We start from the raw sequence: 26,860 nt of genomic DNA on the forward strand, positions 1-26,860 counted from the left end.
TCTCGACTTGACCCGCGATAAATTCAGCGCTTGTTCAAGCCCTTCGCCAACCGGTCCCCGCCCAGCTGAATCAACGCCACCAGCACCACCAGCATGACGATCACCGTCAGCATGATCTGGCTGTCGAAGCGCTGGTAGCCATAGCGGTAGGCAATGTCGCCCAGGCCTCCGGCACCGATGGCGCCGGCCATGGCCGAGGAGTTGATCATGGTCACCAGGGTGATGGTAAAGCCGCCAACGATGCCCGGCAGGGCTTCGGGCAGCAGTACATGCCAGACGATATGCCAGCGCCGGCAGCCCATGGCCTGGGCCGCTTCGATCAGGCCGTGGTCGACCTCGCGCAGGCTGACTTCGGCAATGCGCGCAAAGAACGGTGTGGCGGCAATGGTCAGCGGTACCACTGCCGCCCAGACGCCGTAGGTGGTGCCGACGATCAAGCGGGTGAAGGGAATCAAGGCCACCATCAGGATCAGGAACGGAATCGAGCGGAACAGGTTGACGAAGGCGCCGAGCACCCGGTTCAGGGCAGGCGCTTCAAAGATCCCGCCCTTGCCACTGGTGACCAGGATCACCGCCAGCGGCACGCCGGCGAGCAGGGCGATCAGCGATGAGACGCCGACCATCAGCAGGGTGTCGAGCACGCCCTGGAGCAAGCGATCAAACCACATAACCCAATACCTCCACTTGTGCCGCCCATTGCCGGGCGCGCTCAATCACTTGCTCGTGGCGGTGCGGCGAGTTGGCCACCGACACAACAAGCTGCCCCAACGCGCGGCCCTGGATCGGTTCGATGCCGCCTTGCAGCAAGCTGATCCGACCGCCGAGCAAGGCGAATAATGAAGACAATTCCGGCGCCTGCTTGTCTTTGCCACTCACCCGCAAGCTCAACACCAGTGCTGCCTCAGGCCCCGCCGGTTGCGGCTGCAAGCGAGCCTGCAACGCAGCTGGCAGAGCAGGCTGCAAGGGCGCGAGCAGGGTCTTGCTGACCTCATGCTGCGGATCGCCGAACACCTGCCAGACAGCGCCTTGTTCAACGATGCGCCCACGCTCGAGCACCACTACCCGGTGGCAGATATCGCGGATCACCGCCATCTCGTGGGTGATCAACACGATGGTCAAACCCAGGCGCTGGTTGATATCGCGTAGCAGGCCGAGGATCGACTCGGTGGTTTCCGGGTCGAGTGCCGACGTAGCCTCGTCACACAGCAGGATCTCGGGGTCATGCACCAGCGCCCGGGCAATGCCGACGCGCTGCTTCTGCCCGCCGGACAACTGCGCCGGGTAGACGTGATGCTTCTCCTGCAGGCCGACCAGTTCCAGCAATTGGGCAACCTTGCGCTGGCGCTCGGCCTTGGGCACCCCGGCGACCTTGAGCGGTAGCTCGACGTTCTGCCAGACGGTCTTGGCCGACATCAGGTTGAAGTGCTGGAAGATCATGCCGATGCGCCGGCGCAGGCGCACCAGGCGGTCTTCGTCGTACTCGCCGATGTCTACCTGGTCGATCAGCACCCGACCCTGGCTGGGTTGCTCGAGGCGGTTGATGGTGCGGATCAGCGACGACTTGCCGGCGCCGCTGCGGCCGATGATGCCGAAGATCTCACCGTGCTGGATGTTCAGGTCGATGCGGTCCAGCGCCGGGGCCTGTTGGCCAGGGTACGTCTTGCCGAGGCCAATGAAGCGTACATGGGCGTTGCCCAGCTCCGGGTGCAAGGCCCGTTGCCGGGCCTGTTGCAGGGGCGCGAAAGTGGCCTGCTGCTCCTGCGCCACGCGGGCGCTGATGGCGCTCATTTCAGCTCTCCCAGCCGGCTTGGTAGAGCTTGCCGTGGGCCTGGTCGAGGGCAGCACGCACCACCGGCGAGTGCTGGTAGATGTCGATGAACCTGGCCAGGCGCGGGTCGTCCTTGCTCTGCGGGCGGATGACGAACTGGATCACGTATTCCTTGTGGTCGAGGCCGTCGAACAGCAGCGCCGAAGTGGCGTCGAAGGTCTTGGCCAGGCGGATGTAGGCCGGGTAGCCCTGGACCAGGTCGGCGTCGTCGTAGGCACGCACCAGTTGTACTGCTTCAACCTGGAGGATCTTCAGCTTCTTCGGATTGGCGACAATGTCTTCTTCGGTGGCCTTGTAGCCGACGCCGGGCTTGAGGGTGATCAGGCCGGCCTTGGCCAGCAACTGCAAACCGCGGCCGCTGTTGATCGGGTCGTTGGCGATGGCCACGCTGGCGCCCTCGGGCAGCTCGGCGAAGCTCTTGTACTTTTTCGAATACAGGCCGACGTTGTTGATGATCCCCGGGGCGAAGGGCACCAGGTCGAAACCGGCAGCAGCCTTGGCGTTTTCCAGGAACGGGATGTGCTGGAAGTAGTTCACGTCGATGTCGCCGGCCGCCAGGCTGACATTCGGCGCGATCCAGTCGCTGAACTCGATCAGTTCGACGTCCAGGCCCTGTTTCTTGGCCTCGCTGACGGCGGCTTCAAGCGGGATCGAGAAGGCTGCGGTGGTGCCGACTTTCAGGGCATCGGCGGCCTGGGCGGCGCCGAGCAGGCCGAGGCTCAAGGCCAGGGCTGCGACCGGGCGGGCAATAAAGGTTTTAAGCATGCTGTAGCGCTCCCGTCGGGGTCGTGGTGGTGTGGCGATAGCTGGCGCCAGGATGGTCTGCCGGCAGGTGAGGCTGGTCGCTGGCGAAGAGTTTTTCGCGCAGGCTGCCCTGTTCGTAGGCGGTCTTGTACGAGCCGCGGCGTTGCAACTCGGGGATGACCAGGTCGATGAAGTCGACATAGCTTTCCGGGGTGACCGTGCGCGCCAGGTTGAAACCGTCGAGGCCGGTTTCGGCGATCCAGCTTTCCAGCGCGTCGGCGACCTGGGTCGGCGAGCCGATCAGGGTGATGTAGCGCCCGCCCAGAGCGTGCTGTTCGAGCAGCTTGCGCCGGGTCCAGTCGTTGTTCTGCAGGTTCCTGGTGGCAGACTGGATGGCATTGCTTTTCACGTACTGGATCGGCTCGTCCAGTTCGTACTCGGAAAAATCGATAGCGGTGGAACTGGCAAAGTGCGCAACACCGGCCTCGGGGCTGGCATAGCGTAGGTACTCGGCGTGCTTGGCCTTGGCCTGTTCTTCGGTGCGGGCGACGATCACCGTCAGGCCCATGAACACCTTGATGGCCTGCGGGTCGCGCCCGGCTGCGACGGCGGCAGCGCGGACCTTGTCGACCTGGGCGCGGGTGGCGGCCTTGTTCTGGCCGCTGATGAAAACGCATTCGGCATGGTTGCCGGCAAAGCCCAGGCCACGCTCGGAGCTGCCAGCCTGGAACAGCACCGGCGTACGCTGCGGCGACGGCTCGCAGAGGTGATAGCCCTCGACCCGGTAGAACTCGCCTTGATGCTTGACCTTGTGCACCTTGTCCGGCTGGGCGTAGATCCGCTGCTGGCGGTCGTTGAGCACCGCGCCGTCTTCCCAGCTGCCTTCCCAGAGCTTGTACAGCACCTGCAGGTACTCGTCGGCCTGGTCATAGCGGCGGTCGTGCTCGGGTTGCTGGTCCAGGCCCATGGCCTTGGCAGCGCTGTCGAGGTAGCCGGTGACGATGTTCCAGCCGACCCGGCCACCGCTCAGGTGGTCGAGGGTGGAAAGGCGCCGGGCAAACAGGTACGGCGGCTCGTAGGTGAGGTTGGCGGTCAGGCCGAAACCCAGGTTGCGGGTGACCGCGGCCATGGCCGAGACCAGCAGCAGCGGGTCGTTGACCGGTAGCTGGATCGACTCTTTGAGCGGTACATCGACCGACTGCTGGTAGACGTCGTAGACACCGACGATATCGGCGATGAACAGCCCGTCGAACAGCCCGCGCTCGAGCAACTGGGCAAGCTCGGTCCAGTATTCGAGGGTTTTGTACTGGCTCGAGTTGTCCCGCGGGTGGGTCCACAGGCCGTGGTTGATATGGCCAACGCAGTTCATGTTGAAGGCGTTGAGCAGGATCTTTTTCTTGGCCATCAGATGGTGCCCCGCAACGGTGGGTTTTCATCGTTGAGGTAGTAGTTGCCGATGGCGTGGTACTTCCAGCGCACCGGGTCGTGCAGGGTGTGCACCCGGGCGTTGCGCCAGTGCCGGTCGAGGCCATGCTCGGCCAGGGTGGCCTGGCTGCCCGACAGCTCGAACAGAGTGGTGCCGGCGGCGAGGGAAATCTCGGTGCTGATCGCCCGCGCTTCGGCCACGGCGATGGAGGCGGCGGCGACGGTTGCGGCATTGGGCTCGGCCTGGGCGCGGTCGAGGTATTCGCCGGCGCGTTCGAGCAGCGCTTCAGTGGCGTGCAAACGGATCGCCAGGTGGCCGAAGGATTTCAGCGTCAGTGGATCTTCGCTGGCCTTATCGACCCCGGAGTCGACCCATGGCCGGCTGCGGGTGCGCACGAAGTGCAGGGCATCTTCGTAGGCGGCGCGGGCGATGCCGGTGTCGATGGCGGCGTGGAGGATCTGCGCCAGCGGGCCGACCGTGGTCGGGCGCTCGAAGGCGCTCTGGAACGGCAGCACGTCTTCGGCGCCAACCTGGACGTTATCGAACAGCACCGAACCGCTGCCGGTGGTGCGCTGGCCGAAGCCGCTCCAGTCGTCGATGACCTTCAGCCCGGTACTGTCTGCCGGGACGAAGGCCAGGCGCTGGATGCCGTCCTCATCGACAACCGAGGTGGGAATGCGCTGGGCATAGAGCGCACCGGTGGCGTAGAACTTGCGCCCGTTGATGCGGTAAGCATCGCCGTCGCGGCTAAGGGCGGTGGTGCGGTCGTGGGCGGTCTTGGTGCCCAGCTCGGCCAGGGCATTGCCCAAGCGCTGGCCGGCCAGTACTTCGGCGTACAGGCGCTGCTGTTGCGCCGCGCTGCCGTTGACCCGCAGCACTTCGAGGGCATAGAAGTGGTTCTGCGGAATCTGCCCCAGCGAGGCGTCCGCCTGGGCGATGCGGGCGATGACCTTGGCCAGGGTGACGCTCGATACGCCTGCGCCACCAAAGGCCTTGGGTACGCTGATGCCCCACAGGCCGGAGCGCGAGAACAGTTCAAGTTCAGGGTGTGGCAGGCGTCGTTCGCGGTCGCGCAGGGCGCTGTCGCGGCGCAGCTGGACGGCGATTTCCTCGGCGACTTGCAATGCCTGGGCGTCAGTGTGGATGACCGCGACGTTGGCGTGCGGTTGTGGCAAAAGGCTCATAAACAGGGCTCCAGTGGTCTGGTCAAATCCAGGAGTGCCGGGCAGGCAAGGTACCGTTGAGGTGATAGGCGCCGACGGCGTGGTATTTCCAGCGCACCGGATCGTGCAGGGTGTGCACGCGGGCATTGCGCCAGTGCCGGTCGAGGTTGAACTCGGCCAGGGTGGCGCGGCTGCCGGAGAGCTCGAAGAGCTTCTCGCTAGCCAGCAGCGAAATCTCGGTGGTCAGCACCTTGGCTTCGGCCACGGCAATCGAAGCGCGAGCGGCCGCAGCGGCATCGACCGGCGCGGCGCTGACTTCGTCGAGCACCCGCGCAGCCTTGGAAAGCAGCGCCTGGGCGGCATGCAGTTCAAGCTGCAGGCGGCCGACGTCGGCGATTACATAGAGATCATCGCTGGCACGATCGACCTTGGCGTCGATCCATGGCCGGGCTTTGTCGCGAACGAAGGCGATGGTGTCGGCAATCGCCGCTTCGGCGATACCGGCATCGATGGCCGCCTGGATCAGCTGCGAAGCCGCGCCCTGGATGTTTGCTACTTCGCTCTGTTTCCAGGTGTCGATCACCAGCTCCGCATCGACCTGCACCTTGTCCAGCAGCACGGTGCCGCTGGCGGTGGTGCGCTGGCCGAAACCCGACCAGTCATCGACGATGCGCAGGCCCGGGGTGCCGCGGCGGACAAAGGCCATGACCTGACGGCCGTCATCGTTCAACGCCTTGACCGCGACCCAATGGGCAAACAGGGCGCCGGTGGAATAGAACTTCTGGCCGCTGAGCACATAGTGATCGCCCTCGCGGGTGATCCGTGCCTTGAGGTCCAGGGTGTGCTTGGTGCCGCGTTCCGGCCCGGCATTGCCGATGCGCCAGCCATCGAGCACCGAGGTGAACAGCAGCTCTTTCTGCCGCTCCGTGGCGGTGCCTTTGAGCAGTTGCAGGATGCCGAACTGGTTTTGCGGGATCTGCCCCAGCGCCGGGTCGGCGGCGCTGATGATGCGAAAGACTTCCGCGATGGTGACAAACGACACCTGCGCGCCGCCAAAGGCGCGCGGGATGCTGATGCTGCCCAGGCCGCTGCGGGTGAACTGCTCGATTTCTGCCCAGGGCAGCTTGCGCTGCTGGTCGCGCTTGGCCGCCTGGGTGCGTGCTGCTTCGGCCAGCTCGTGGGCTGCCTGCAGGGCTTGTTCGTCGTTGCTCAGCACCTTGGCCGGCAGCAACAGCGGGGCGCTGTCCAGATCGCTGTGGACTGTGGTTTCTGCCAGATTGGACATCAGTACCGCTCCTTGGCTGCACTCAATGCCCTGGCGTTACGCACTGGGGTGATTGTGTTCCTGACCATACCTACCTCACGAATTGAAAACGTCGGCGCGGGTTGCGACGACAAAATTGCGCTGGTCCGGTGGTCCGGTGCATATACCCTAATAGCGTATAAAAATTAAATAAACTAACTTTTAGGAATAAATATAGAAGTACTTGGCGGTCGCTGGACGAACGCCTGCCGGAGCTGGGCAGGCGCTGTAAGAGGGGCGGGGAAAGGGCGGGGAAAACTCAGTAGCCGGTGTTCTGCGTACCGAGGAACTTGCTCAGGAACTGGCGTGTGCGGTCTTCCTTGGGGTGGGCGAACAGCGCCTTGGCTTCGCCCTGTTCAACGATCACGCCCTTGTCGAAGAAGATCACCCGGTTGGCCACGTCGCGGGCAAAACTCATCTCGTGGGTGACGATGATCATGGTGCGCTTTTCTTCAGCCAGGCCACGAATGGTCGCCAGCACTTCGCCGACCAGCTCGGGGTCGAGCGCCGAGGTCGGCTCGTCGAAGAGGATCACTTCCGGCTCCATCGCCAGGGCCCGGGCAATCGCTACCCGCTGCTGCTGACCGCCGGAGAGCTTGCGCGGGTAGGCGGCTTCCTTGCCGGCCAGGCCGACCTTGGCCAGCAGCTTCATGCCCAGGGCCACGGCTTGTTCGTGCGGAGTTTTCTTGACCACCAGCGGGCCTTCGATGACGTTCTCCAGCGCCGTACGATGGGGGAACAGGTTGAAGTTCTGAAACACGAAGCCGACTTCCTGGCGCAACTGGCGGATCAGCCCGCTTTGCTGGCCCAGCGGGCGGTTGGCGTCGATTTCTACCTTGCCGACCTTGATGCGCCCGCTGCTGGGGGTTTCCAGCAGGTTCAGGCAACGCAGGAAGGTGGTCTTGCCCGAGCCGCTGGGGCCGATGATGGCGATCACCTCGCCGGCCTCGACCTTGAGGCTGATGTCATCGAGCACGGTCTGGCCGTTGAACTGCTTGCTCAGTCGTTGTACCTCGATCATGCCTCAGGACTCCTGGTCGTGCCGGTTGACCCGCGCTTCCAGGCGGTTCTGCAGGTGCGCGAGAACGCTGGCCAGCACCCAGTAGATCAGTGCGGCGGCAAGGTACATGGTGAAGATCTCGAAGGTGCGCGCAGTAATCAGCTGCGCCTGGCGGAATAGCTCCGGCACCTGGATGGTGGCGGCCAGGGCTGTGTCCTTGACCAGCGAAATAAAGCTGTTGCCCAGTGGCGGCAAGGCGGTGCGCGCCGCTTGCGGCAGGATTGCCCGGCGCATGGCCTGGCCACGGGTCATGCCGATGCTGGCGGCAGCCTCCCACTGGCCGCGGTCGATGGAACTGATCGCGGCACGGAGAATTTCACAGGCATAGGCGGCCATGTTCAGCGAGAAGCCGATCAACGCTGCGGGCAGCGGGTCGAGCTCGATGCCCAGTTGCGGCAGGCCGTAGTAGATCATGAACAGCTGCACCAGCAGCGGCGTGCCGCGAAAGAACGACACGTAGACCCGCGCCGTCCAGCTCAGCAGCTTGATCGACGACAGGCGCATCAGCGCCAGGCCAAAGCCCAGCAACAGGCCAAAGAACATCCCGCCGAGGCTGAGAATGACCGTAAAGTACGCGCCCTTGAGCAAAAAGGGCGCGGACTCCAGCGCCAGTTGCAAAGCTGCTTCCATTATTGGGTGACGTCAGCGTTGAAGTACTTTTCCGAAAGCTTTTTCAGTGTGCCGTCGGCGCGTAGCTTGTCGAGAGCTTTGTTCACTGCTGCCAGCAGTTCCGGCTCGCCTTTGCGCAGGGCAATACCGGCTTCCTGGCGGGAGAAGGCGTCACCGGCGGCAGTGGTGTCCTTGGCTTTCTTGGCGTATTCCAGCGCCGCCAGACGGTCGATCAGGATGGCGTCGATCCGGCCGACGCGCAGGTCCTGGAACTTGGTCGGATCGTCTTCGTAGGTGCGCACGTCCGCGGTCGGCACGTTGGCTTTGACCCACTGTTCGTAGTTGGTGCCCAGGCCCACGCCGACTTTCTTGCCGCCCAGGTCGGCAGCGGACTTGATGTTCAGCTCGGCGGCCTTTTTCGTCAGCACCAGCGCCTGAATCCCGGAAACGGTGTAGGGCGCGGAGAAGTCATACTTCTTCTTGCGCTCATCGGAGATGGTCACCTGGTTCACCACCGCGTCCAGGCGCTTGGACTCCAGTGCCGCGAGGATGCCATCCCACTTGGTTGGCTGCAGCTTGACCTTGACCCCCAGCTCCTTGGCCAGGGCTTCGGAAAGCTCCACTTCGAAGCCGGCCAGCTTGCCGTCGGCGTCGACGAAGCTGAACGGTGGATAAGTGCCTTCAAGGCCGATGTTGATCACGCCCTTGTCTTTGATCTGCTGCAGTTGCTCACCAGCGACAGCCTGGCCGAGCAGGCTGGCGCCGAGCAGCAAGCCGAGGCCTGCGGCGACTGCCTGTTTACCGAAAGCGGAAATCTTCATGGTTAGCCCCAATGTTGTTGTGAGTGTGGCGCTGACTATAGGGTGACGCTTTTAGTCTTAAAAATAATATAAATTCATTTTCTTATATTATTTTCAAATAAGTTAGTTAGCCGTTCCAGACCTCAGGGTAGGCGAATAATGCCGGGGCCCCACCGGTATGCAGAAAAATCAGTGGGCCGTCATCGAATCGCTGACGGGCAATACCATCAAGCAGCCCGGCCATGGCCTTGCCGGTGTATACCGGGTCAAGCAGCAAGCCTTCCTGGCTGGCCAGCAGGCGGATGGCGGCGAGGGTACCGGCGTTCGGTTCGCCATAGCGCGGGGCGAAGTACTCATCCCACAATTCGATCTTGAAGGTGGCCGGCAGGCGCAGGCCCAGCAGCTCGGCGGTGCGCTCGGCCAGGCCTTGGACTTTCGGGCGCTGGTCTTCGTCGCTGCGCGACACGGTGACGCCGATCACCGGCAGCTTCGGCAGTTTTTCTGCCAGGGCGATGGCCAGGCCGCTGTGGGTACCGGCACTGCCGGAGGCCAGCAGCACCCCGGCGAACTGCTCGCCGCAATGTTCGATCTGTTCGGCCAGCTCCAGGCCTGCGCGTACATACCCCAGGGCACCGAGGGCGTTGGAGCCGCCAATCGGCACGATGTAGGGCTTGCGGCCACTGGCGTGCAGGCGCACAGCCAGGGCTTGCAGTTGTTCGTCGGCATTGTCGAGGTTATCGACCAGCTCGACCTTGGCGTCGAACAGCTCCAGCAACAGGCGGTTGCCGTTGTGCTGGTAGTTGGCTGAGTCGCTGGCGATCGGGTTTTCCAGCAAGGCTACGCAGGCCAGGCCCAGTTGCGCGGCCAGCGCCGCGGTCTGGCGCACATGGTTGGACTGGATGGCGCCTGCGGTGACCAGGGTGTCGGCGCCCTTGGCCAGGGCATCGGCGGCCAGGTATTCGAGCTTGCGTAGTTTGTTGCCGCCCAGCGCCAACGGCGTGCAGTCGTCGCGTTTGACGTAGATGTCGCGGCCGGCCCAGGCTGACAGCCGATGCAGTTTTTCCAGCGCGGTAGGGGCGCCAAGCAGGTCCAGACGATTGAAGCGGGCAAGCTGTCGGTCGATCATGGGGTCACGTCGGCTAGGTAAAATTCGACTATAGGCAGCCCGGGGCAGGTGGGCAACTCCCGGGCTTATGCCCCCTTTATTGCGTTCTGGAATAAAGGGTTATTTTTTCTGTCGCAGGAAATTGCCGTAAAGTAATCGGCACTTCGGCGGCACCACCATCCACCGACCGCCGCTGCAGCAGGAGAGGTAACCGTGAGCGACAACGCGCAAACAGGGCATTGGCAGTTGCAGACCATCGTCGGCCAGCTGCGTGCCGCCCGCGACCAGTGGCGCAGCAGTAACGGGCGCAGCAGCGGCGAGCAGGGCGGCCGCGAGCTGCCGTCACGCGAGGCCATGCGCCATATTCTCGAGCAGTTGTGTGGTGCCCTGTTCCCCATGCGCCTGGGCCCGGTCGACCTGCGTGAAGAGAGCGAAGACTTCTATGTTGGCCATACCCTCGATGCCGCGCTGACCGCCTTGCTCGCCCAGGCGCGCCTGGAGCTGCGCTACGTGGCGCGCCACGGCAAGCAGGCCACGGCCGAGATCGACGCCACGGCGCTGCGCCTGATCCAGGACTTTGCCGCCGCCCTGCCAAGCCTGCGCAGCATCCTCGATACCGATGTGCTGGCCGCTTTTCATGGCGACCCGGCGGCGCGCAGCGTCGATGAAGTGCTGCTGTGCTACCCGGGCATCCTCGCGGTGATTCACCACCGCCTGGCCCACCATCTGTACCGCGCTGGCCTGCCATTGCTGGCGCGGATCAGCTCGGAGCTGGCGCATTCGGCCACCGGCATCGACATTCACCCGGGGGCGCAGATCGGCCCGAGCTTCTTCATCGACCACGGTACCGGCGTGGTGATCGGCGAAACGGCGATCATCGGCGAGCGGGTACGCATCTACCAGGCCGTGACCCTGGGCGCCAAGCGCTTCCCTGCGGACGAGGACGGGCAGTTGCAGAAGGGCCATCCGCGCCACCCGATTGTCGAGGACGACGTGGTGATTTATGCCGGCGCGACTATTCTGGGACGAATCACCATTGGCAAGGGTTCGACCATCGGCGGTAACGTCTGGCTGACCCGCAGCGTGGCGCCGGGCAGCAACCTGACCCAGGCCAATCTGCAGCATGATGACGGTACCCAGAAGTAGGCAATCCGAGGCTTGGCTTGCGGCAACGGGTCGCATCGCGACCCCCATCCATGTTTAACTTGAACGCTTGTTCAAGTTAAAACGGTGGTCCGCTGCCGGTGTTCAACAGGAGGAAACCCTTTGCTGAACCCGTTCAATCCAAGCTTCTCCCCCCTCGGCGAGGTGCACAACCAATGAGTGCACCCAGCTCCGAATCCAGCGGCAAGATCCGCATGAACCCGCCGGTTTTCTACTTCGCGGCGAGCTTTATCCTGATATTCGGCCTGGTGGTCATCAGCAACCCGCAAGCCGCTGGCGAGTGGCTGCTGGCGGCGCAGAACTGGGCGGCCAACACCGTTGGCTGGTACTACATGCTGGCGATGACCCTGTACCTGGTCTTCGTGGTGGTCACCGCCTTGTCTGGCTACGGCAAGATCAAGCTCGGTGCCGACCACGACGAGCCCGAGTTCAGCTACCTGTCCTGGGCCGGCATGCTGTTCGCCGCCGGCATCAGCATTACCCTGTTCTTTTTCTGCGTCTCCGAACCCCTGACCCACATGCTGCAGCCGCCGCAAGGCGAGGCCGGCACGGTCGAGGCCGGGCGCCAGGCCATGCAGTTGCTGTTCCTGCACTGGGGCCTGCATGGCTGGGGGGTGTTCGCCTTTGTCGGCATGGCCCTGGCCTATTTCGCCTACCGCCATAACCTGCCGCTGGCCCTGCGCTCGGCGCTGTATCCGTTGATCGGCAAGCGCATCAACGGTCCGATTGGTTATGCCGTCGACGGCTTCGGCATCATCGCCACGGTGTTCGGCCTGGGCGCCGACATGGGCTTTGGCGTGTTGCACCTGAACTCCGGCCTGGACTACCTGTTCGGCGTGCCGCACACCCAGTGGGTGCAGGTGATCCTCATCACCCTGATGATGGGCGCGGCGGTCGCGGTGGCGGTTGCCGGGGTCGAGAAGGGCGTGCGGGTGATGTCCGACATCAACATGTTCCTGGCCTGCGCGCTGCTGCTGTTTGTGCTGTTCGCCGGCCCTACCCAGCACCTGTTCAACACCCTGATCCAGAACCTCGGTGACTATCTTGGCGCCTTGCCGCGCAAGAGCTTTGACGTTTATGCCTACAACCAGGCCAATGAGTGGCTGGGCGGCTGGACGGTGTTCTACTGGGCCTGGTGGATTGCCTGGGCGCCGTTTGTCGGCCTGTTCATCGCGCGGATTTCCCGCGGCCGGACCATCCGCGAGTTCGTCTTCGGCGTGTTGCTGATTCCGCTGGGCTTCACTCTGGCGTGGATGTCGATCTTTGGTAACAGCGCGTTGTTCCAGGTGCTCGAGCACGGCATGACCGCGCTGGGCCAGTCGGCCCTCGACAACCCGTCGATGACCCTCTACCTGTTGCTGGAAACCTACCCGTGGAGCAAGGCGGTGATCGCCGTCACGGTGTTCATCAGCTTCGTGTTCTTCGTCACCTCGGCAGACTCTGGCACCGTGGTGCTCTCGACCCTCTCCGCCCGTGGCGGCAATGCCGATGAAGACGGGCCGAACTGGCTGCGGGTGTTCTGGGGCGCGATGACCGCACTGGTGACCAGCGGCTTGCTGTTCGCCGGCAGTATCGATTCGCTGAAATCGGCGGTAGTGCTCACCTCGCTGCCGTTCTCGGTGATCTTGTTGCTGATGATGTGGGGCCTGCACAAGGCCTTCTATCTGGAGTCGCAACGACAGATCGCCCAGTTGCATTCGCTGGCGCCGTTCGCCAATTCGCGGCGCGGCCGCGGTGGCTGGCGTCAGCGCCTGAGCCAGGCCGTGCACTTCCCGTCACGCGACGAGGTGTACCGCTTCATGGACGACGTGGTGCGCCCGGCGATTGCCGAGGTGACCGAGGTGTTTAGCGAGAAGGGCCTGCACGTCATCACCCAGGAAGACCCGAGCCACGACAACGTCAGCTTGAAGATCGGCCATGGCGAAGAGCAGCCGTTCATTTACCAGGTGCAGATGCGCGGTTACTTCACGCCGTCATTTGCCTTGGGCGGCCTGGGTACCCAGGAGCTGAAGAACCGTCGTTACTACCGTGCCGAGGTGCACCTGAGCGAGGGCAGCCAGGACTATGACCTGGTGGGCTACAGCAAGGAGCAGATCATCAACGACATTCTGGATCAGTACGAACGGCATATGCAGTTCTTGCATCTGGTGCGCTAAAAGCATCGCGGTCTTGCCCGCTCCCACAGTGTGGACTGCTGGGAGCGGGCAAGACCGCGATGGATCTTAAAACGGCGCATCCCCGAGAATCGTCGCCCGGTGCATCACCCGCCGCGCCGGCCGGTAATCATCCACCGCGTAATGCTGGGTCACGCGGTTATCCCAGAACGCCACGTCGTTTTCCTGCCAGCGCCAGCGAATGGTGAACTCCGGGCGGGTCGCGTGGGCGAACAGCAGCTTGAGAATCGCCTCGCTTTCAGCCTCGCTCAGTTCGTTGATGCGGGTGGTGAAGCCCTCATTGACGAACAGTGCCTTGCGCTTGCTCACCGGGTGGGTACGGATTACCGGGTGCGACAGCGGCGGGTTGTTACGCCGTGCCGTTTCCCAGCGCGCCAGGTCCTCAGGGGTGGTGCCGAAACGCTCCAGCGGGAACGACTTGGTGAAATCATGGGTGGCGGTGAGGCCAGCCAACAGCTGCTGCAGCGGTGCCGACAGTGCCTCATAGGCAGCAATGCCACTGGCCCACAAGGTATCGCCACCGTAGGCCGGCAGTTGCTTGGCACTGAGCACCGCACCCAGTGCCGGGGTTGGCAGGAAGGTCACATCGGTGTGCCAGATGGCGTTGTCGCGCACGTCGGTGACGGCGGTGTCGAGCACCAGCACCTGCGGGGTTTCCGGTACATTGGGGTAGATCGGGTGGATATGCAGGTCGCCAAAGCGCGCGGCGAAATCGGCCTGCTGCTGCGGGTTGATCGGCTGGTCGCGAAAGAACAGTACCTGGTGCTTGAGCAGCGCCTGTTCGATGGCGTCGCGTTGTTCTTTGTTGATTTCGCGGCTGAGGTCGATGCCGCTGATCTGGGCGCCGAGCGCCGGGCTCAGCGGGGTAATGGTCAGGCTCATGGTTGTTCTCTGTTCGTTTTCAATGGCTCTGGCCGTGCCAGGGCACCAGCTTGCGCTGCAGGGCGCGCAGGCCCATTTCCAGGGCAAAGGCAATCAAGGCGATCACCAGGATGCCCAGCACCACCACGTCGGTGACCAAAAACTGCGCCGCCGACTGCACCATGAAACCCAGGCCGCTGGTGGCGGCGATCAGCTCGGCGGCCACCAGGGTTGACCAGCCAACCCCCAGGCCAATGCGTACGCCGGTAAGAATGTCGGGCAGGGCGCTGGGCAAAATCACGTGGCGAATCAGCTGCCAACGGGTGGCGCCCAGCGACTGCGCCGCGCGCAGCCTGGTCGGGTCGACGGTGCGCACGCCAGTGGCGGTGGCAATGGCGATCGGGGCGAAGATCGCCAGGTAAATCAGCAGCACTTTCGACAGCTCGCCGATACCGCACCAGATCACGATCAGTGGCAGGTAGGCCAGGGGCGGAATCGGCCGGTAGAACTCGATCAGCGGGTCGAGAATGCCGCGGGCTATACGGTTATGGCCGATGGCGATGCCGATCGGGATTGCCGTGACAATCGCCGCGCCAAGGGCCAGGCCGATACGTTGCAGGCTGGCGCCCAGGTGCTGCCACAGGGTGGACTCCATGTAGCCCTGGGTCAGCAGCAACCAGGCCTTGCCCAGCACCGCTTCCGGCGAGGGCAAAAAAAGTGGCTCGATCCATTCGGCGGCGGTCACCGCCCACCACAGCAGCAACAGCGTGGCCAGGGTCAGGCCGCTGATCCAGCGGGTGCTCAGGCTGCGCCGGGGTTTGCTCGGCGCAGTGTGGCTGGCGGTGCGTTTGCTCGCTACCGGGACATCCAGGCTGCTCATGCGGACTCCTGCCGCGTTGCGGCACTGCGTTGGGAGAACACCCGGGCCAGCACGTGCTCGCGGGTTTCGATAAAGCGCGGGTCGGACTTGATCGAACGGGCCGACTCGCCGGCGCTGTAGCGCTGGCCAAAGTCCAGTTGCAGGCGTTCGACGATCTGCCCGGGGTTCGGCGCCAGCAACACCAGTTCGGTGGCGAGGAACACCGCCTCTTCAATGTCGTGGGTAATCAGGAATACCGGCTTGGCGGTACGCTGCCAGACCTGCAACAGCAACTCCTGCATCTGTTCACGGGTAAAGGCATCCAGCGCGCCGAACGGCTCGTCCATCAGCAGAACCCGCGGATCGGCGGCCAGCGCCCGGGCCAGGCCCACGCGCTGCTTCTGGCCACCGGACAATTGCCAGATGCGCCGGTTGCCGAAGTCCGCCAGGTCGACCAGGGCGAGCATTTCGCGGGCCTTTTTCTCGCGGCTGGCGCGTGGCACGCCGGCCAGTTCCAGGCCGAAGGCGACGTTGGCCAGCACGTCTTGCCAGGGCAGTAGAGCATCATCCTGGAACACCACGCCGCGCTCGGCGCCCGGACCTTGTACCGGCTCGCCGTCGAGGGTGATACGGCCACTGCTGGGCGCCACGAAACCGGCAATCAGGTTGAGCAACGAGGTCTTGCCGCTGCCCGAAGGGCCGAGGGCCACCAGCAATTGCTGCGGGCCCAGGCTCAGGTTGATATCGGCCAGCACCGGCTCGGCCGCGCCGGGGTACTGTGCGCTGATGCGCTCCAGTTGTAACAGGGCCATGGTCTGCTCCGAGTCTCAGTTGGCGATGAATTTGGCGCTGACGTAAGGCGCGTAGTCCGGCAGCACCGCTTCGACCTTGCCTTGCTCCTTGAGGAAGGTGGCGGTGTCGGTGATTGCCTGGGTGGTCGGTGCACCGAGTGCTGCGACCTGGTCAGCGGCCAGCGGGAACACGTTGCCTTGCAGCAGGCCAGGGATGTCAGCCGCCTTGGCGCCGGAGAGCTTGACCAGCTTGTCGACGTTACTCTGGTTTGCCAGCCACGCTTGCGGGTCCTTGCGGTAGTCGGCGTAGGCATCCAGGGTGACCTTGGCGAAGGCCTTGACGATCTCCGGGTGCTTGGCGGCGAAGTCCTTGCGCACGATCCAGGCATCGAAAGTCGGCGCGCCTTTTTCGGCCAGCTCAGCGGAGGTGATCAGCACCTTGCCGTTTTCCTTGGCCACGCCCAGGGCCGGGTCCCAGACGTAGGTGGCGTCGATGTCGCCGCGCTTCCAGGCGGCGATGATTGCCGGTGGCGCGAGGTTGAGGATCTGTACCTTGGCCGGGTCGATGTTCCATTGCTTGAGTGCGGCCAGCAGGCTGTAGTGACCGGTGGAGACGAACGGCACGGCAATCTTCTTGCCGATCAGGTCCTGTGGCGAGTTGATGCCGGCGCCGTCGCGGGCGACCAGGGCTTCGGCTGCGCCGATCTGGGTGGCGATCAGGAAGGTTTCCACCGGCAGTTTGCGGGTCGCAGCGGCGGCCAGCGGGCTGGAGCCGAGGTAGCCGATCTGCACGTCGCCGGAGGCCACGGCGGTGATCACGTCGGCGCCGCTGTCGAATTTGCGCCAGTCGATATCGGCCTTGCTGGTTTTCTCGTAGGTGCCGTCGACCTGGGCGACTTTCGCCGGGTCGACGGTGGTCTGGTAGGCCACCGTCAGGTCGGCCGCCTGGGCAAACCAGCTGGTGCCGGCCAGGGTCAGGGCGGCGAACAGGCGCAGGGGAGCATGCAGGGTCATGGTTAACTCCTTGTCAGGCGGGCGATTGTGTTGGTGTGGGATAAGACTAGATGATCTAAGAAAGTTAAAATAAATAACTTTTTAGCATTAGCTTAGGAGCCAATTGATTTAAGGCTTGCGAAAGGGGGGAGTCATCGCGGGGCAAGTCCGCTCCAGCCTATAGGCGCCATCGGCCTGGGCGACAAAAGTGACGCTGGTCAAGGTCAGGGCGCAGAGGAAACGCAATGATGGCCTGGCCATGAGGGCTACTTTGTCGAAGGGGAAGGATCGGCGAAGCTAAGCGATCTAAAAAACCGCTTTGAAATATCCTTTAGGAATTAGCTTATGTGCCGATAACGGCAGCGAAGAAAAATCTTGGGTGATATTCCGTAATAATCTGAAAAATTACGAAATAAGTCTTTTTGGATTTATAGGATTGTCATTATCCTTCACCCCCACCGCTGGTGCATTAGACCAAAGTAGTGAAATGAATAGTTACGATTGACTTGACGGTCACCCTTTGGTGCTAATCGCCCATCGACGTCGAGCGGGACACAAAGATCCTGCCGTAAGCGACACACAAGAATTAGAACGTAGAGGAGCAAAACATGTACAAGTCCACCTTGGCACTTGCCGTGGCCGTTGGGGTTCTGGCCCAGCAGGCGGGTGCTGCCGGCTTCATCGAAGACAGCAAGGCAACACTGAAGCTGCGCAACTTCTATATCAACACCGACAACCGTAACCACGGTACCAACACCAGCACCAACTACCAGGAAGAATGGGGTCAGGGCTTCCAGGTCGATTACGCCTCGGGCTTCACCCAGGGCACCGTCGGCTTTGGTGTTGACGCTATTGCCCTGTTGGGCGTGCGTCTGGACTCGGGCAAGGGCCGTCATGGCAACCCGACCAGCGCCTCCTATGGCGGTTCGGTGTTCCCGACCGACAGCAACGGTCGTGCAGTTGACGAGTACTCCAGCCTGGGCCTGACCGCCAAGGCCAAGATTTCCCAGACCGAACTGCGCTACGGCACCCTGCTGCCGAAGCTGCCGGTCATCTCGTACAACGATGGTCGCCTGCTGCCGCAAACCTTCGAAGGTGGTCAGATCACCTCGAACGAGTTCAAGGACCTGACCCTGATCGGTGGTCAGATCGAGCACGTCAAAGGCCGTAACTCCAGCAACAACGAAGAAATGTCGATCGCTGGCGCCAACAACGCCCGTACCGGCAAGTTCAGCAACAAGTTCCTCTACGCCGGTGCCGACTACAAGGTCACCAAGGACCTGCTGCTGCAGTACTACTATGGCAACCTGGAAGACTTCTACAAACAGCACTTCCTGGGTGCGGTACACAACTGGGCAATCGGCCCGGGCGTGCTGAAGTCCGACTTCCGTTACTTCCACAGCACTGACGACGGCGCCAACAGCAACGATCCGGCCTACTTCACCAGCGGCTGGTACGGCAACGGCACCAAGGGCAAGGTTGATAACGATCTGTACAGCGCCCTGTTCCTCTACACCGTCCAGGGTCACACCTTCGGTGGCGGTTACCAGGTCTCTAGCGGTGACAGCGACTTCCCTTGGCTGAACCAGGGTGACGGCTCGTCCAACTACACCATCACCGACTCGCAGATCCAGAAGTTCGGCCGTGCCGGTGAGCGTACCTGGCAGGCTCGCTACTCCTACGATTTCGCCAAGGTCGGCCTGGCGGGCGCTACTGCCGGCGTCACCTACCTCAAAGGCGATAACATCGATTCGGCAATCGGTGACCGTACCGAGTGGGAGCGTGATATCACCGTGGCCTACGTGGTACCGGAAGGCACCCTCAAGGGCCTGGGCATCATGTGGAAAAACGCCACTTGGCGCAGCGACATTGCCAACACCAAGGACCAGGACGAAAACCGTCTGATCCTCAGCTACTCCATCCCGCTGCTGTAAGGCGAGAAAAGCGCGCCCGCCCGGCCCTGTGCCGCGCGGGCGTTGTTTTGCCTGTTTTTTGATGTTTCTGTTAGTTCTAAATAAATCAATATTTATTCTTTTTAATTTCAGCAGGAAGCAGGCACAGTGAAGCCATAACGAACCCAGCCAAGGAGCCGCACCATGAGCCTCAGACTCGGCGATATCGCCCCCGACTTCGAACAGGATTCCAGCGCCGGCAAGATCCGCTTCCACGAATGGCTGGGCGACAGCTGGGGCGTGCTGTTCTCCCACCCGGCCGACTTTACTCCGGTGTGCACCACCGAACTGGGTTTCACCGCCAAGCTCAAGGAGCAGTTCGCCGAGCGCGGAGTCAAGGCCATTGCCCTGTCGGTGGACCCGGTCGATTCGCACCACCGCTGGATCGAAGACATCAACGAAACCCAGAACACTGTCGTCAACTTCCCGATCCTGGCTGATGCCGATCGCAAGGTTTCTGACCTCTACGACCTGATTCATCCCAATGCCAGCGACACCCTGACGGTGCGTTCCCTGTTCGTCATCGACCCGAACAAGAAGATCCGCCTGACCATCACCTACCCGGCCAGCACCGGGCGCAACTTCCATGAGATCTTGCGGGTAATCGATTCGCTGCAACTGACCGACAACCACAAGGTTGCCACCCCGGCCAACTGGCAGGACGGTGACGAAGTGGTGATCGTGCCATCGCTCAAGGATGAAGACGAAATCAAGCGCCGCTTTCCCAAGGGTTACCGGGCGGTCAAGCCATACCTGCGCCTGACCCCGCAACCCAATCGTTGATCTTTAGCCATAGCAGGGAACTCGGGCCGTTTACGGCCCTTTTTTTATTCCCCTGGAGGCCGGTAGGAGCGGGCTTGCCCCGCGATGCTCCTATAGTTCCGTAAAGAATAAACAAATGAAAAAATATGATTTATAGATATATGTATCGAGCTGTTAAGGTCACTCCACTCCAGCGAGAACTGCAACTCGCGGCCCTCTAGAACACGATCAAGGATGCGCTCCAATGCTGGTTGTTTCTCTCGGTGGTAGTCCCAGTCTGCGTTCGCGCTCCGGCGTCCTGCTTGAGCGCAGCCGCCAGTGGCTGCAGGGCCAGGGCGTGGAAGTGGTGACATTCCAGGTGCGCGACTTTCCCGCCGAAGACCTGCTGCATGCACGCTTCGACAGCCCCAGGGTGCAGCATTTTCTGCAGTTGGTAGAGCAGGCCGACGGCTTGGTGGTTGCCACTCCGGTGTACAAGGCTTCGTTTGCCGGTGCGCTGAAAACCCTGCTCGACCTGCTGCCCGAACGCGCCCTGAACCACAAGGTGGTGCTGCCGATCGCAACCGGCGGCAGCATCGCCCACATGCTCGCTGTGGACTACGCGCTCAAGCCGGTACTGTCTGCGCTCAAGGCCCAGGAAACCCTGCAAGGCATCTTCGCCGACGACAGCCAGATCGCCTACGGCGAAGGCAGTGCCGCCGCGCAACTGGCGCCGGCGCTGGAGCAGCGCCTGCTGGAATCGCTCGAACTGTTCCACAGCGCCCTGGCGCGTCGACCCAAACCGGTTGCCCCGGGCGTGTTGAATGAACGTCTGCTCAGTGCTCGCTGGAGCATCTGAGGCTTTCCATCCGTTACCTGTAATTCCCACCTTACTCGCCCGCCAACGGGCAAGCAGGTGCAGCCTGAACCCCAACAGCAAAGGAGAGCGCTATGCGCACTGTCATTTTGCGTCGTGGTCTGGTCGCTCTGTTTGCTGCGGCTGTGTCCTTCGGCGCCATTACTCAAGCCCAGGCTGAAAGCCTGCGTATCGGTTACCAGAAGTACGGCACCCTGGTGTTGCTCAAAGCCAAGGGCACGCTGGAAAAACGCCTTGCCGCCCAGGGCGTGCAGGTGCAATGGACTGAATTCCCCGGTGGCCCGCAACTGCTCGAAGGCCTGAATGTCGGCTCGATCGACTTCGGCGTCACCGGCGAAACCCCGCCGGTGTTCGCCCAGGCCGCTGGCGCCGACCTGCTGTATGTCGCCTACGAGCCGCCGGCACCGCACAGCGAAGCGATCCTGGTGCCCAAGGGCTCGCCGATCCAGTCGGTGCAAGAGCTCAAGGGCAAGAAAGTCGCGCTGAACAAAGGCTCCAACGTTCACTACCTGCTGGTCCGCGCCCTGGAGGACGCCGGCCTCAAGTACAGCGACATCCAGCCGGTGTTCCTGCCGCCCGCCGATGCCCGCGCCGCCTTCGAGCGCGGCAGCGTCGATGCCTGGGTGATCTGGGACCCGTACCAGGCGGCTGCCGAGCAGCAGCTGCAGGCGCGCACCCTGCGCGATGGCCAGGGCATCGTCGACAACCACCAGTTCTACCTGGCGACCAAGCCTTATGCGCAAAAGCACCCTGAAGTGATCAGCGCGCTGGTCGATGAAGTGCGCGCGGTGGGCGAGTGGTCCAAGGCCAACCCGCAGGAAGTCACTGACCAGGTCGCGCCGCTGCTCGGCCTGCCGGGCGACATCACCCTGACCTCGGTCAAGCGCCAGGGCTATGGCGCTGCCTTCCTGACCCCGCAAGTGATCGCTGCCCAGCAGAAGATCGCCGACACCTTCAAGACGCTCAAGCTGATTCCCAAGCCCTTGAGCATCAAGGATGTGATCTGGACCCCACCGGCCAAGGTCGCCAGCGCCCCTTGACGATTTGCCCGCGCCGGGGCGCCGCCCCGGTCTGCGCCACCCCTAGGAGACAACTCCAATGAGCCTCAACGTATTCTGGTTTCTTCCCACCCATGGCGACGGCCATTACCTTGGCACCGCCGAGGGCGCGCGCGCCGTCGATCACGGCTACCTGCAGCAGATTGCCCAGGCCGCCGACCGCCTCGGTTTTGGTGGCGTGTTGATTCCGACCGGGCGTTCCTGCGAGGACTCCTGGCTGGTTGCCGCGTCGCTGATCCCGGTAACCCAGCGCCTGAAGTTCCTGGTCGCGCTGCGCCCGGGGATCATCTCGCCGACCGTGGCGGCGCGTCAGGCGGCAACCCTGGATCGTCTTTCCGGTGGCCGTGCCTTGTTCAACCTGGTCACCGGCGGCGATCCGGAAGAGCTGTCCGGTGACGGCCTGTTCCTCAGCCATGAAGAGCGCTACCAGGCCTCGGTGGAATTTACCCGCATCTGGCGCCGGGTGCTGGAAGGCGAAACCGTCGACTACGACGGCCAGCACATCCAGGTCAAAGGCGCCAAGCTGCTCTATCCGCCGATCCAGCAGCCGCGTCCGCCGCTGTACTTTGGCGGCTCTTCAGAAGCGGCCCAGGACCTGGCAGCCGAGCAGGTCGAGCTGTACCTGACCTGGGGCGAGCCGCCTGCGGCGGTGGCCGAGAAGATCGAGCAAGTGCGCGCCAAGGCCGCCAAGCAAGGCCGCACGGTGCGCTTCGGCATCCGCCTGCACGTGATCGTGCGTGAAACCAACGCCGAAGCCTGGCAGGCCGCCGAGCGGCTGATCTCGCACCTGGACGACGACACCATCGCCCGCGCCCAGGCCTCGCTGGCACGCTTCGATTCGGTCGGCCAGCAACGCATGGCCGCGCTGCATGGCGGCAACCGCGACAACCTCGAAGTCAGCCCCAACCTCTGGGCCGGTGTCGGCCTGGTGCGCGGCGGTGCCGGCACGGCGCTGGTCGGCGACGGCCCGACCGTGGCCGAGCGGGTCAAGGAATACGCAGCATTGGGCATCGATACCTTCATCTTCTCCGGTTATCCACACCTGGAAGAGTCGTACCGGGTCGCCGAGCTGCTGTTCCCGCACCTGGACGTGGAGCGCCCGCAACTGCCGCAAAGCGGTGGCTACGTGAGCCCGTTCGGCGAGATGGTCGCCAACGACATCCTGCCTAAATCCTCGGCGCAGCGCTGAGGGCCGGGCCATGAGTCGTAAATCCACTCCCTGGCAGCAACGCCTGGCGCCCTGGGCGTTGCCGCTGCTGTTGTTGGCGGTCTGGCAACTGGCAGTCAGCGTCGGCTGGCTGTCGACGCGGATTTTGCCGGCGCCCAGCGCGGTATTAAGCGCTGGCGTCGAGCTGGTACGCAGCGGCGAGATCTGGACCCACCTGGCAATCAGTGGCTGGCGCGCCGCCGTCGGTTTTGTGATTGGCGGTGCCATCGGCCTGGCGCTGGGCTTTATCACCGGCCTGTCGAAATGGGGCGAACGCCTGCTCGACAGTTCGGTGCAGATGATCCGCAACGTACCTCACCTGGCGCTGATTCCGCTGGTGATCCTGTGGTTCGGCATCGACGAGTCGGCAAAGATTTTTCTGGTGGCCCTGGGCACTTTGTTCCCGATCTACCTGAACACCTACCACGGCATCCGCAACGTCGACCCGGCGCTGGTGGAAATGGCCCGCAGCTATGGTTTGTCCGGCTTCGAGCTGTTTCGCCAGGTGATTCTGCCCGGTGCCTTGCCGTCGATCCTGGTCGGCGTGCGCTTTGCCCTGGGCTTTATGTGGCTGACCCTGATCGTTGCCGAAACCATTTCGGCTAACGCCGGCATCGGCTACCTGGCAATGAACGCCCGCGAGTTCCTGCAGACCGATGTGGTGGTCCTGGCGATCGTTCTCTATGCCGTGCTCGGCAAGCTTGCCGATCTGGCCGCACGCGGCCTCGAGCGGGTCTGGCTGCGCTGGCATCCGGCCTATCAAGCGAGCAGGGGAGAGGGCGCATGACCATCCTCAAGGATCCACCACCACGGCTGCTGCGCGGGATTCCGCTGGCGGCGCAGAACCTGCAGAAGACCTTCGGCCAGCGCCAGGTACTGCGCGATATCGACCTGCACATTCCGGCTGGGCAGTTCGTCGCCATTGTCGGGCGCAGTGGCTGCGGCAAGAGCACCTTGCTGCGCTTGCTCGCCGGCCTCGACCAACCCAGTGGCGGCGAGTTGCTGGCAGGTTCCGCGCCGCTGCGCGAAGCCCAGGAAGACACCCGCCTGATGTTCCAGGAAGCGCGCCTGCTGCCGTGGAAGAAGGTTATCGACAACGTTGGCCTGGGCCTCTCGGGCAACTGGCGGCCACGGGCGCTGGAAGCGCTGGCAGCGGTCGGCCTGGCCGAGCGTGCCAATGAATGGCCGGCGGCCTTGTCGGGTGGCCAGAAGCAGCGCGTGGCCCTGGCCCGGGCACTGATTCACCAGCCACGCCTGTTGCTGCTTGATGAGCCGCTGGGGGCACTGGATGCCCTGACCCGGATCGAGATGCAGCAGTTGATCGAACGGCTGTGGCGCCAGCACGGCTTCACCGTGTTGCTGGTTACCCACGACGTCAGCGAGGCGGTGGCGGTAGCCGACCGGGTGATTCTCATCGAAGACGGCGAGGTGGGCCTGGACCTTATCGTCGACCTGCCACGCCCGCGGGTACGCGGCTCACATCGCCTGGCTGCACTGGAAACCGAAGTTCTCAACCGGGTTCTGTCGATTCCGGGCACACCGCCCGAGCCGGAACCTGTCGCACCTTTGCCGACGCAATTGCGTTGGGCTCTCTGACCTGTAAGGAACCAAGCAGATGACTATCAAAGCGATCAACGTACGCAACCAGTTCAAAGGCACCGTCAAAGAAATCCTCGAAGGCCCGGTATTGTCGGAAATCGATGTGCAGACCGCCTCGGGTATCGTCACCTCGGTGATCACCACCCGTTCGGTGCGTGAGCTGGAATTGACTATTGGCAGCGAGGTGATTGCCTTTGTGAAGTCGACCGAAGTGTCGATCGCCAAGCTCTGAAAATCGCGGGTCAAGCCCGCTCCCTGTAGGAGCGGGCTTGACCCGCGATGAGGCCGTCAGCGTTTAGGCAGAAAGGGCGGTAGGTACAAGCCCAGATACGCATCAAACACCCGCATCCCTTCCTCGGCCATGCGCGGCGTAATCTGCCCATGCAACTGCACCGAACGGGCATACACCCGGTCTCCCAGCTCCATGGCCAGGGCAAACACATCGACATCTTCCGGTAACACCGGCAACTGGAAATGCGCGGCAAACAGCCTGTGCATCAGGTCGCCCAGCTCGATGTCGTGCTGGCGGTCAGCCTGGGTCACTTCGCTCAGGCCATGCTGGGCGAGAATCAATTGCCGGGCCGCGGCGTCTTCGTTGTAGATCACCAGCATGCGCTGCTCGACCAGGCGCGACAGGTCGTGCCAGGTGTTCAGCGCCGCTGAATCAATCGGTGCTTCAAGGCAGGCGCGAAAGGCGCCGTGCACGTCGGCGGTGAGTGCTTCAAGCAACGCCGGGACACTGGCGAAGAAGTGATACACCGACGACGGCGGAATCTGCGCGCGCTCGGCCACGCTGTAAATCGACAGGCTGGCCACCCCTTCGCTGGCCAGCAGCGTGCGCGCCGCCTCGAGGATCGAATCGATCCTCGCCTGGCTGCGGGCCCGGGGTTTGCGCGGGGTAACGGTGCGGGTCATGTCAGTTGCTGATCGCCAGGATGCTCGCCTGGTAAGCGCTGACGAACAGGTCGAAATCAGCCTTGTCCTCTTCACGCTCAAGCTTGGCCTGGGCTTCCAGGGACTGGCGCGCTGCGCTTTCGAAACCTTGCTGCTGCTCGGCTGAAAGGGCTTGGGCGCGGAAGAACTCGGCATGCACCTGGCTTTGGCGCAAGGCGAAGCGGCTGAAGCTTTCCTTGTGCTCGGTCATGCTCGCCAGCACCTGCGCCGATGGCGTCAGGGCAGGGTCGCTGACCTTGGCTTTCTGCGCCTGCAGGGCCTTGGCGTGTTCGTCGCCGCCCTGGCTGCGGTCAAGCAGTTCGGCCAGTGGCGCGATGCGTTCGAGCAATTCATCGGCCCACTGCTTGAGTTCGACCGGCTGGCCGTCACGCTGCAGTTGCAGGCCCGGGCGGCGACCTTCCTTGACCACGCTGAGGAAGTTGCCGGTGCAGTTACCGCATTCCTGGTTGCCCAGCAGCGGGCTGTCTTCCAGGGCGCAGAACAGCAGGAAGGCGTCGAGGAAACGCGCTTGCGGCAGGTCGATACCGGTGGGCAGGAACGGGTTGATGTCCAGGCAGCGCACTTCGACGTACTGGATGCCACGGGCCATCAGCGCCTGGATCGGCCGCTCGCCGCTGTAGGTGACGCGCTTGGGGCGAATGTTGGAGTAGTACTCGTTTTCGATCTGCAGGATGTTGGTGTTCAGCTGAACCCACTCGCCATCCTTGTGCGTACCGATCTCGACATAGGGCGCGTACGGCGTGGCCACCGCCTTGCGCAGGCTGTCGGTGTAGCTGGCGAGGTTGTTGTAGCACGGCGTCAGGCCGGCCTGGGCGTTGCTCTGGTAACCCAGGTCGCTCATACGCAGGCTGGTGGCGTAGGGCAGGTACAGGGTGTCGGCGTCGAACTGCTCAAGCTGGTGCGGGCGGCCACGCAAGAAGCCGGCATCCAGGGCCGGCGAGGCGCCGAACAGGTACATCAGCAGCCAGCTGTAGCGACGGAAGTTGCGGATCAGGGCGATGTAGGCCGACGACTGATAGTCGCGATCATCCACCGTGCTGTGTTCCGCTTCGCGCAGCAGCGGCCAGAGTTTTTCTGGCAGCGAGAAATTGTAGTGAATCCCGGCGATGCACTGCATGGTGCGGCCGTAGCGCAGGGCCAGGCCCTTGCGGTAGACGTACTTGAGCTGACCGATGTTGGAGGTGCCGTACCAGGCGATCGGAATGTCTTCCTCGGCCGGCAGCGGGCAGGGCATCGACGGGCTCCAGAGGAACTCGTTGCCAAGCTTGGTGTAAGCGAAGCGGTGGATGTTCTCCAGGCTTTCGAGGGTCTGCGCCGGGTCCGCCAGGGCTGGGGTGATGAACTCCAGCAGCGACTCCGAGTAGTCCGTGGTGATCTGCTCGTGGGTCAACGCCGCGCCCAGGGCTTCGGGGTGCGGAGTCTGGGCCAGACGACCTTCCTCGGTCACACGCAGGCATTCACGCTCGATGCCGTGCAGGCACTGCTTGAGCAGGGAGAGGTTGTCGCCTTGGCCGAGCAGGCTCAGGCGGCGGTTGAGAAGTTCGCTCAAGATGGATTCCTTCACGCGTCAGTCGCCCCAATATGGGGGTAGA

The 26,860-nt window shown here is 63.2% G+C and carries 26 protein-coding genes; 10 read left to right on the forward strand and 16 right to left on the reverse strand.

The annotated features are described in order from the left end of the window. Positions 1–23 precede the first annotated feature (23 nt). From BLR26_RS04435 to BLR26_RS04480, 10 genes are all read right to left on the reverse strand, one after another. Positions 24–668, reverse strand: coding sequence for a methionine ABC transporter permease (locus BLR26_RS04435; protein ID WP_093378325.1), 645 nt, complete (start codon positions 666–668; stop codon positions 24–26). Beyond that, complete coding sequence (locus BLR26_RS04440) at positions 658–1,788, reverse strand: methionine ABC transporter ATP-binding protein (RefSeq protein WP_093378328.1); 1,131 nt, start codon at positions 1,786–1,788, stop codon at positions 658–660. The genes BLR26_RS04435 and BLR26_RS04440 overlap by 11 nt, the downstream gene beginning before the upstream one ends. A gap of 1 nt (position 1,789) precedes the next feature. After that, positions 1,790–2,593 (reverse strand): MetQ/NlpA family ABC transporter substrate-binding protein, encoded by an 804-nt coding sequence (locus BLR26_RS04445; RefSeq protein WP_093378331.1) that lies wholly within the window; start codon positions 2,591–2,593, stop codon positions 1,790–1,792. Next, the gene (locus tag BLR26_RS04450; RefSeq protein ID WP_093378335.1) at positions 2,586–3,977 is read right to left on the reverse strand and encodes an LLM class flavin-dependent oxidoreductase; all 1,392 of its coding nucleotides are present in this window, start codon (positions 3,975–3,977) and stop codon (positions 2,586–2,588) included. The genes BLR26_RS04445 and BLR26_RS04450 overlap by 8 nt, the downstream gene beginning before the upstream one ends. Next, a complete protein-coding gene (locus BLR26_RS04455; RefSeq protein WP_093378338.1) occupies positions 3,977–5,182 on the reverse strand; it encodes an SfnB family sulfur acquisition oxidoreductase in 1,206 nt (401 codons plus the stop codon). The genes BLR26_RS04450 and BLR26_RS04455 overlap by 1 nt, the downstream gene beginning before the upstream one ends. 22 nt (positions 5,183–5,204) lie before the next feature. Further along, the gene (locus tag BLR26_RS04460) at positions 5,205–6,446 is read right to left on the reverse strand and encodes an SfnB family sulfur acquisition oxidoreductase (protein ID WP_093378342.1); all 1,242 of its coding nucleotides are present in this window, start codon (positions 6,444–6,446) and stop codon (positions 5,205–5,207) included. Between the two features lie 277 nt (positions 6,447–6,723). After that, positions 6,724–7,485 (reverse strand): L-cystine ABC transporter ATP-binding protein TcyN, encoded by a 762-nt coding sequence (gene tcyN, locus BLR26_RS04465; RefSeq protein ID WP_045201142.1) that lies wholly within the window; start codon positions 7,483–7,485, stop codon positions 6,724–6,726. A gap of 3 nt (positions 7,486–7,488) precedes the next feature. Continuing rightward, entirely contained in the window at positions 7,489–8,154 is a 666-nt protein-coding gene (gene tcyL / locus BLR26_RS04470) for a cystine ABC transporter permease (RefSeq protein ID WP_045201143.1), read from the reverse strand. Next, positions 8,154–8,954, reverse strand: coding sequence for a cystine ABC transporter substrate-binding protein (gene tcyJ, locus BLR26_RS04475; protein WP_093378350.1), 801 nt, complete (start codon positions 8,952–8,954; stop codon positions 8,154–8,156). Before tcyJ ends, tcyL begins: the two co-directional genes overlap by 1 nt. Positions 8,955–9,060: 106 nt before the next feature. Beyond that, positions 9,061–10,059, reverse strand: a complete 999-nt coding sequence (locus BLR26_RS04480) for a D-cysteine desulfhydrase (RefSeq protein WP_093378354.1) — start codon at positions 10,057–10,059, stop codon at positions 9,061–9,063. 192 nt (positions 10,060–10,251) lie between these two features. On the opposite strand from BLR26_RS04480, the gene epsC reads away from it, so the two are divergent. After that, complete coding sequence (gene epsC, locus BLR26_RS04485) at positions 10,252–11,184, forward strand: serine O-acetyltransferase EpsC (RefSeq protein WP_045201146.1); 933 nt, start codon at positions 10,252–10,254, stop codon at positions 11,182–11,184. A 173-nt stretch (positions 11,185–11,357) separates the two neighbouring features. Then, positions 11,358–13,358, forward strand: coding sequence for a choline transporter BetT (betT, locus tag BLR26_RS04490; protein WP_045201147.1), 2,001 nt, complete (start codon positions 11,358–11,360; stop codon positions 13,356–13,358). Positions 13,359–13,424: 66 nt separating this feature from the next. On the opposite strand, the gene tauD is transcribed toward betT, so the two are convergent. The 4 genes from tauD to tauA are packed head-to-tail and all read right to left on the reverse strand — an operon-like array spanning position 13,425 to position 16,901. Then, positions 13,425–14,258, reverse strand: coding sequence for a taurine dioxygenase (gene tauD / locus BLR26_RS04495; protein WP_093378359.1), 834 nt, complete (start codon positions 14,256–14,258; stop codon positions 13,425–13,427). Positions 14,259–14,277: 19 nt separating this feature from the next. Beyond that, positions 14,278–15,117: a taurine ABC transporter permease TauC gene (tauC, locus tag BLR26_RS04500; RefSeq protein WP_093378363.1), complete on the reverse strand. Its 840-nt coding sequence runs from the start codon at positions 15,115–15,117 to the stop codon at positions 14,278–14,280. After that, positions 15,114–15,908 (reverse strand): taurine ABC transporter ATP-binding subunit, encoded by a 795-nt coding sequence (tauB, locus tag BLR26_RS04505; protein WP_045201150.1) that lies wholly within the window; start codon positions 15,906–15,908, stop codon positions 15,114–15,116. The genes tauC and tauB overlap by 4 nt, the downstream gene beginning before the upstream one ends. Before the next feature lie 15 nt (positions 15,909–15,923). Further along, positions 15,924–16,901, reverse strand: coding sequence for a taurine ABC transporter substrate-binding protein (tauA, locus tag BLR26_RS04510; RefSeq protein ID WP_045201151.1), 978 nt, complete (start codon positions 16,899–16,901; stop codon positions 15,924–15,926). A gap of 587 nt (positions 16,902–17,488) precedes the next feature. Here tauA and BLR26_RS04515 point away from each other — a divergent pair. The 8 genes from BLR26_RS04515 to BLR26_RS04550 all read left to right on the forward strand — a co-directional run bounded on the left by BLR26_RS04515 (position 17,489) and on the right by BLR26_RS04550 (position 24,546). Continuing rightward, the gene (locus tag BLR26_RS04515; RefSeq protein ID WP_093378368.1) at positions 17,489–18,814 is read left to right on the forward strand and encodes an OprD family porin; all 1,326 of its coding nucleotides are present in this window, start codon (positions 17,489–17,491) and stop codon (positions 18,812–18,814) included. Between the two features lie 162 nt (positions 18,815–18,976). Continuing rightward, complete coding sequence (locus BLR26_RS04520) at positions 18,977–19,615, forward strand: peroxiredoxin (RefSeq protein WP_045201153.1); 639 nt, start codon at positions 18,977–18,979, stop codon at positions 19,613–19,615. Between the two features lie 223 nt (positions 19,616–19,838). Continuing rightward, on the forward strand, positions 19,839–20,432 hold the full coding sequence (gene ssuE, locus BLR26_RS04525; protein ID WP_045201154.1) for an NADPH-dependent FMN reductase: 594 nt from the start codon (positions 19,839–19,841) through the stop codon (positions 20,430–20,432). A gap of 92 nt (positions 20,433–20,524) precedes the next feature. Beyond that, a complete protein-coding gene (locus BLR26_RS04530) occupies positions 20,525–21,490 on the forward strand; it encodes a sulfonate ABC transporter substrate-binding protein (protein ID WP_093378374.1) in 966 nt (321 codons plus the stop codon). Positions 21,491–21,548: 58 nt separating this feature from the next. Then, complete coding sequence (gene ssuD / locus BLR26_RS04535) at positions 21,549–22,697, forward strand: FMNH2-dependent alkanesulfonate monooxygenase (RefSeq protein WP_045201156.1); 1,149 nt, start codon at positions 21,549–21,551, stop codon at positions 22,695–22,697. A 10-nt stretch (positions 22,698–22,707) separates the two neighbouring features. Beyond that, positions 22,708–23,502 (forward strand): aliphatic sulfonate ABC transporter permease SsuC, encoded by a 795-nt coding sequence (gene ssuC / locus BLR26_RS04540; RefSeq protein WP_045201157.1) that lies wholly within the window; start codon positions 22,708–22,710, stop codon positions 23,500–23,502. Beyond that, on the forward strand, positions 23,499–24,311 hold the full coding sequence (gene ssuB / locus BLR26_RS04545) for an aliphatic sulfonates ABC transporter ATP-binding protein (protein WP_093378378.1): 813 nt from the start codon (positions 23,499–23,501) through the stop codon (positions 24,309–24,311). The genes ssuC and ssuB overlap by 4 nt, the downstream gene beginning before the upstream one ends. Before the next feature lie 19 nt (positions 24,312–24,330). Then, positions 24,331–24,546: a TOBE domain-containing protein gene (locus BLR26_RS04550; protein ID WP_010221227.1), complete on the forward strand. Its 216-nt coding sequence runs from the start codon at positions 24,331–24,333 to the stop codon at positions 24,544–24,546. A 56-nt stretch (positions 24,547–24,602) separates the two neighbouring features. On the opposite strand, the gene BLR26_RS04555 is transcribed toward BLR26_RS04550, so the two are convergent. Further along, positions 24,603–25,229, reverse strand: coding sequence for a TetR/AcrR family transcriptional regulator (locus BLR26_RS04555; RefSeq protein WP_045201159.1), 627 nt, complete (start codon positions 25,227–25,229; stop codon positions 24,603–24,605). Between the two features lies 1 nt (position 25,230). After that, positions 25,231–26,817, reverse strand: a complete 1,587-nt coding sequence (gene gshA, locus BLR26_RS04560; RefSeq protein WP_045201160.1) for a glutamate--cysteine ligase — start codon at positions 26,815–26,817, stop codon at positions 25,231–25,233. Positions 26,818–26,860 lie beyond the last annotated feature (43 nt).

Source organism: Pseudomonas sp. UC 17F4 (assembly GCF_900101695.1).
In the GTDB taxonomy this organism is placed as follows: domain Bacteria; phylum Pseudomonadota; class Gammaproteobacteria; order Pseudomonadales; family Pseudomonadaceae; genus Aquipseudomonas.

Coding starts and splice junctions, on each gene's coding strand:
- BLR26_RS04435 (WP_093378325.1), bottom strand. CDS start 668: ATGTGGTTTGATCGCTTGCTCCAGGGCGTGCTCGACACCCTGCTGATG.
- BLR26_RS04440 (WP_093378328.1), bottom strand. CDS start 1,788: ATGAGCGCCATCAGCGCCCGCGTGGCGCAGGAGCAGCAGGCCACTTTC.
- BLR26_RS04445 (WP_093378331.1), bottom strand. CDS start 2,593: ATGCTTAAAACCTTTATTGCCCGCCCGGTCGCAGCCCTGGCCTTGAGC.
- BLR26_RS04450 (WP_093378335.1), bottom strand. CDS start 3,977: ATGGCCAAGAAAAAGATCCTGCTCAACGCCTTCAACATGAACTGCGTT.
- BLR26_RS04455 (WP_093378338.1), bottom strand. CDS start 5,182: ATGAGCCTTTTGCCACAACCGCACGCCAACGTCGCGGTCATCCACACT.
- BLR26_RS04460 (WP_093378342.1), bottom strand. CDS start 6,446: ATGTCCAATCTGGCAGAAACCACAGTCCACAGCGATCTGGACAGCGCC.
- tcyN (WP_045201142.1), bottom strand. CDS start 7,485: ATGATCGAGGTACAACGACTGAGCAAGCAGTTCAACGGCCAGACCGTG.
- tcyL (WP_045201143.1), bottom strand. CDS start 8,154: ATGGAAGCAGCTTTGCAACTGGCGCTGGAGTCCGCGCCCTTTTTGCTC.
- tcyJ (WP_093378350.1), bottom strand. CDS start 8,954: ATGAAGATTTCCGCTTTCGGTAAACAGGCAGTCGCCGCAGGCCTCGGC.
- BLR26_RS04480 (WP_093378354.1), bottom strand. CDS start 10,059: ATGATCGACCGACAGCTTGCCCGCTTCAATCGTCTGGACCTGCTTGGC.
- betT (WP_045201147.1), top strand. CDS start 11,358: ATGAGTGCACCCAGCTCCGAATCCAGCGGCAAGATCCGCATGAACCCG.
- tauD (WP_093378359.1), bottom strand. CDS start 14,258: ATGAGCCTGACCATTACCCCGCTGAGCCCGGCGCTCGGCGCCCAGATC.
- tauC (WP_093378363.1), bottom strand. CDS start 15,117: ATGAGCAGCCTGGATGTCCCGGTAGCGAGCAAACGCACCGCCAGCCAC.
- tauB (WP_045201150.1), bottom strand. CDS start 15,908: ATGGCCCTGTTACAACTGGAGCGCATCAGCGCACAGTACCCCGGCGCG.
- tauA (WP_045201151.1), bottom strand. CDS start 16,901: ATGACCCTGCATGCTCCCCTGCGCCTGTTCGCCGCCCTGACCCTGGCC.
- BLR26_RS04515 (WP_093378368.1), top strand. CDS start 17,489: ATGTACAAGTCCACCTTGGCACTTGCCGTGGCCGTTGGGGTTCTGGCC.
- BLR26_RS04520 (WP_045201153.1), top strand. CDS start 18,977: ATGAGCCTCAGACTCGGCGATATCGCCCCCGACTTCGAACAGGATTCC.
- ssuE (WP_045201154.1), top strand. CDS start 19,839: ATGCTGGTTGTTTCTCTCGGTGGTAGTCCCAGTCTGCGTTCGCGCTCC.
- BLR26_RS04530 (WP_093378374.1), top strand. CDS start 20,525: ATGCGCACTGTCATTTTGCGTCGTGGTCTGGTCGCTCTGTTTGCTGCG.
- ssuD (WP_045201156.1), top strand. CDS start 21,549: ATGAGCCTCAACGTATTCTGGTTTCTTCCCACCCATGGCGACGGCCAT.
- ssuC (WP_045201157.1), top strand. CDS start 22,708: ATGAGTCGTAAATCCACTCCCTGGCAGCAACGCCTGGCGCCCTGGGCG.
- ssuB (WP_093378378.1), top strand. CDS start 23,499: ATGACCATCCTCAAGGATCCACCACCACGGCTGCTGCGCGGGATTCCG.
- BLR26_RS04550 (WP_010221227.1), top strand. CDS start 24,331: ATGACTATCAAAGCGATCAACGTACGCAACCAGTTCAAAGGCACCGTC.
- BLR26_RS04555 (WP_045201159.1), bottom strand. CDS start 25,229: ATGACCCGCACCGTTACCCCGCGCAAACCCCGGGCCCGCAGCCAGGCG.